Source organism: Streptococcus sp. GMD4S (assembly GCF_000296955.1).
Map to the genome: position 1 here is coordinate 1 of NZ_AJRE01000019.1, position 3,924 is coordinate 3,924.

Annotated in this window: 5 protein-coding genes; 3 read left to right on the plus strand and 2 right to left on the minus strand. The window is 40.9% G+C overall.

Features of this window, described 5'->3' with window-relative positions; genetic code table 11:
- On the minus strand, nucleotides 1–245 hold a 245-nt coding region (locus GMD4S_RS00365), incomplete at its 3' end, for a TetR/AcrR family transcriptional regulator (RefSeq protein WP_000003895.1).
- A 124-nt stretch (nucleotides 246–369) separates the two neighbouring features.
- Between GMD4S_RS00365 and GMD4S_RS00370 the strand changes: the two genes are divergently transcribed.
- Genes GMD4S_RS00370 through GMD4S_RS00380 form a run of 3 tightly spaced genes read left to right on the plus strand, consistent with a single transcriptional unit; the run spans nucleotide 370 to nucleotide 2,989 of the window.
- Entirely contained in the window at nucleotides 370–1,215 is an 846-nt protein-coding gene (locus GMD4S_RS00370) for a DegV family protein (protein WP_000219955.1), read from the plus strand.
- A 57-nt stretch (nucleotides 1,216–1,272) separates the two neighbouring features.
- On the plus strand, nucleotides 1,273–2,454 hold the full coding sequence (locus GMD4S_RS00375; RefSeq protein ID WP_000680069.1) for an aminoacetone oxidase family FAD-binding enzyme: 1,182 nt from the start codon (nucleotides 1,273–1,275) through the stop codon (nucleotides 2,452–2,454).
- Nucleotides 2,455–2,467: 13 nt separating this feature from the next.
- A complete protein-coding gene (locus GMD4S_RS00380; protein ID WP_008278230.1) occupies nucleotides 2,468–2,989 on the plus strand; it encodes a DUF1697 domain-containing protein in 522 nt (173 codons plus the stop codon).
- Between the two features lie 44 nt (nucleotides 2,990–3,033).
- Here GMD4S_RS00380 and GMD4S_RS00385 read toward each other — a convergent pair whose 3' ends face one another.
- A complete protein-coding gene (locus GMD4S_RS00385) occupies nucleotides 3,034–3,774 on the minus strand; it encodes a MerR family transcriptional regulator (RefSeq protein WP_000274778.1) in 741 nt (246 codons plus the stop codon).
- Nucleotides 3,775–3,924: the final 150 nt, after the last annotated feature.

The following is a 3,924-nucleotide window of genomic DNA, read 5'->3' on the forward strand; positions in this document are numbered from 1 at the left end:
TTATGGACACTGCGTTTAAAAACACTTTCCAAAATCTCTTCTTTGGAGTCATAGTTACGATAGAAGGCAGCACGAGAGACGCCCGCCCGTTTGACCAGCTCCGAAATACTGATCTTGGCCAAGTCTTTTTTCTCTAGAAGTTGCAAAAGAGCCGTCTCGATTGCTTCTCTGGTTAAAAAATTGGATTCTTGATTTGATTTTCTGAGATTTTCAAGAGATTTTTCAGATATTTTACGTTCAGACATAACAATTTCTTTCTACTTGTGACAACAGAGAGGTGGTACTTTTGTTTCAAGGGCTTTCATGATATAATTGTAAAAAAAGACAGAACCTTTGTCAATGTATAAGTGACAAAGATGGAGAATTTCTATGACTTGGAAGATTGTAGCTGACTCTGGTTGTGATTATCGTCAACTGGCAACTCCTGCTATTGATACGGAATTTGTTAGTGTTCCTTTAACCATTCAAGTAGCTGATCAGGTCTTTATCGATGATGCCAATCTTAACATTGACCACATGATGGAAACAATGTATGCGACTTCTGAGGCTTCAAAATCAGCTTGTCCTAGCCCTGATGATTACTTGCGTGCATTTGAAGGTGCTAAGCATATCTTTGTCGTTACTATCACTGGTACTCTTTCAGGTAGCCATAATAGTGCACAACTCGCTAAGAATATCCACCTTGAAGAACATCCTGACACTCAGATTCATGTGATCGATACATTGTCTGCAGGTGGTGAGGTTGACTTGATTGTCGATAAAATCAATAGCTTGATTGATCAAGGACTTTCTTATGAGGAAATTGTTAATGCTATTACAGCCTACCAAGAAAAAACGAAGTTGCTCTTTGTCCTCGCTAAGGTCGATAACTTGGTAAAAAATGGCCGTTTGAGTAAGCTTATCGGTACAGTTGTTGGCCTTCTCAACATCCGTATGGTTGGGGAAGCAAGTGAAACTGGAACCCTAGAACTACTCCAAAAAGCGCGTGGACCAAAAAAATCCCTTCAAGCAGCCTATGAAGAACTCATCAAGGCTGGCTACGCTGGTGGCCGTATCGTCATGGCTCATCGCAGCAATGATAAATTCTGTCAGCAATTGTCAGAACGCTTGCTGGAAACTTTCCCACAAGCGGATATCAAAATCATCCCGACGTCTGGTCTCTGTAGTTTCTATGCAGAAGATGGCGGTTTGTTGATGGGATATGAAATTAACTAAGATTATGAGCAACAAGAGATGCCAAGCATCTCTTGTTTTTTGTGGTACAATAGAGCTATGAAACATTTTGATACTATTGTCATTGGTGGAGGACCTGCAGGTATGATGGCTACGATTTCCAGTAGCTTTTATGGTCAGAAAACTCTTCTCATCGAAAAAAATCGCAAACTTGGGAAAAAATTAGCTGGAACGGGCGGTGGTCGTTGTAATGTAACCAACAATGGAACCTTAGATGACCTAATGGCAGGCATCCCGGGAAATGGGCGTTTTCTTTACAGTGTCTTCTCTCAGTTTGATAACCACGATATCATCAACTTTTTTACGGAAAATGGTGTTAAACTCAAGGTCGAAGACCATGGACGCGTCTTTCCTGCTAGTGACAAGTCTCGGACTATTATCGAGGCGCTAGAAAAGAAAATCACTGAACTCGGTGGTCAAGTTGCTACTCAAACAGAAATTATTTCGGTTAAAAAGATAGACGACCAGTTTGTCCTGAAATCCGCGGACCAGATCTTCACTTGTGATAAACTCATAGTCACAACAGGTGGAAAATCCTATCCTTCTACTGGTTCGACCGGATTTGGTCACGAAATTGCCCGCCATTTTAAGCACACCATTACCGAGCTTGAAGCTGCTGAGAGCCCATTGTTGACTGATTTTCCACATAAGGCCTTGCAGGGAATTTCCCTAGATGACGTGACCTTAAGCTATGGCAAGCATGTCATCACCCACGATCTGCTCTTTACACACTTTGGTTTTTCAGGCCCTGCTGCTCTACGTATGTCCAGCTTTGTCAAGGGCGGGGAGGTTCTCTCGCTAGATGTTTTGCCTCAACTTTCTGAAGAGGACTTGATTACATTTCTAGAAGATAATCGGGAAAAATCCTTGAAAAATGCTTTAAAAACTTTGCTTCCAGAACGCTTGGCAGAATTTTTGGTGCAAGGCTATCCTGACAAAGTTAAACAGCTAACTGAAAAAGAACGCGAGCAACTACTCCAGTCTATCAAGGCTCTCAAAATTCCTGTGACTGGCAAAATGTCTCTTGCCAAATCCTTTGTAACTAAAGGCGGTGTCAGTCTCAAGGAAATCAATCCCAAAACCCTCGAAAGTAAGCTGGTACCTGGGCTCCACTTTGCTGGCGAGGTCCTGGATATCAATGCCCACACGGGTGGCTTTAACATCACTTCTGCCCTCTGCACCGGATGGGTGGCAGGCTCCAATCCAATAAATACCAAGTAAGAAAGGAAGTCCTTTGGAACATATTATTTTACTAAGAGGCGTTACTCCTAATGGAAAAAATGCTATCCCGAAAATGTCTTATTTGGTAGATATTCTGACAGAAGCTGGTTTTCAACACGTTCGAACCTATATTCAAAGTGGGAATATCATTCTTGAAAGTGACTTAGATTTAGAAGAAATACGAGAACGCGTTCATACTCTGATAAAGGAAAAAATTGGGGCCGACTTAAAAATGGTTATCAAGAATAAGAACGATTTTGAAAAGATTGTTCATGAGAATCCATTTAGAGAAGACTATCTTTACGATCGTATACATGTGATTTTTTATCAGGGATTTATCCAAAGTCTGCCACTAGAAAAATTGAAAGCTGACTACGGTGAAGAAGAAATTTGTGTAGGTGATCACTGTCTCTACCTCTATCTCCCTAGAACTGCAAAACAAAAAAAGCTCAATACCAACTATCTTGAAAAATTGTTTGGCGTGGTTCTGACCATGCGAAAGTTAAACGTAGTTGAAAAACTATTAACCAAATAGTACTTGAAACCAGAAAAAATCAGCAGAGGTAACTCCGCTGATTTTTATTTTGTCTGTGTCTGAACATAAGTCGCAATGACATCTGATGTGTACTGGGCTGTTCCAGCTCCAAATTTGTCAATGTTTTCCTTAAACTCTGGGTTATAGACGTAGCCTTTGCCGATATGGCCGAAGACCTCAATAGAGCAGTCAAATCCATAAGTACGAATAGCTTGCAAGAGTTTGGCTGCTTGCTCTTGGTTTTCGACCGCTGTTGCAGCTAGCCCATTTTTAAGGTTTTGTGCCAAGGCTTGAAAAACTTGGTTGAAGGCGGCTGTAGCCTCATCTTCGCGACCTTTTTGGCGCTCGAGAGCCTGGCCCATGACTTCTTGTCCATACTTCTCTACCGCTTCTTGGTGGTATTTTTGATTGTCTTGATAGCTAAATCCAGTAAATTTTTCCTCAATCGTCATTTTTCTTTCTCCTTTTTGTTCTTGAATGGTTTTTTGCAAGGTGGAAATCAAGGTATCCAGATGTTGCCTTTCTTGGGTCAGATAGTCCAACTGTCTGGTCAAATGGGGCAATAAATCTGTCCTTTCTTCCTTTAACAGCTCTGCTATTTTTTCTAAAGAAAAGCCTAGATATTTATAATACAGAATGACCTGAAGTCGTTCCAAATCCTCTTGACTATAGGTTCGATAGCCGTTTTCTGACTTTAAAGGAACCAAGAGTCCTATCTTATCGTAGTGGTGCAGAGTCTTGACAGAGACACCTGAAAGCTGCGCAGCTTCTTTTATATGGTACATGATTTCCTCCTTACAAGAAATAGTATAACCCCTCCCCTTAGGTCAGAGTCAAGCGTTTTTGAGAAAAATTTTTAACTTTTTGAGAAAGGTGTGAAAACTTGAAAATGGTTTTCTTGACAGACCTTAGAAAACATGATAGGATAGTCAAGT

Excerpts from the sequence above, each read along its gene's own strand:
- GMD4S_RS00370 (WP_000219955.1), top strand. The coding sequence starts at position 370 with ATGACTTGGAAGATTGTAGCTGACTCTGGTTGTGATTATCGTCAACTG.
- GMD4S_RS00375 (WP_000680069.1), top strand. The coding sequence starts at position 1,273 with ATGAAACATTTTGATACTATTGTCATTGGTGGAGGACCTGCAGGTATG.
- GMD4S_RS00385 (WP_000274778.1), bottom strand. The coding sequence starts at position 3,774 with ATGTACCATATAAAAGAAGCTGCGCAGCTTTCAGGTGTCTCTGTCAAG.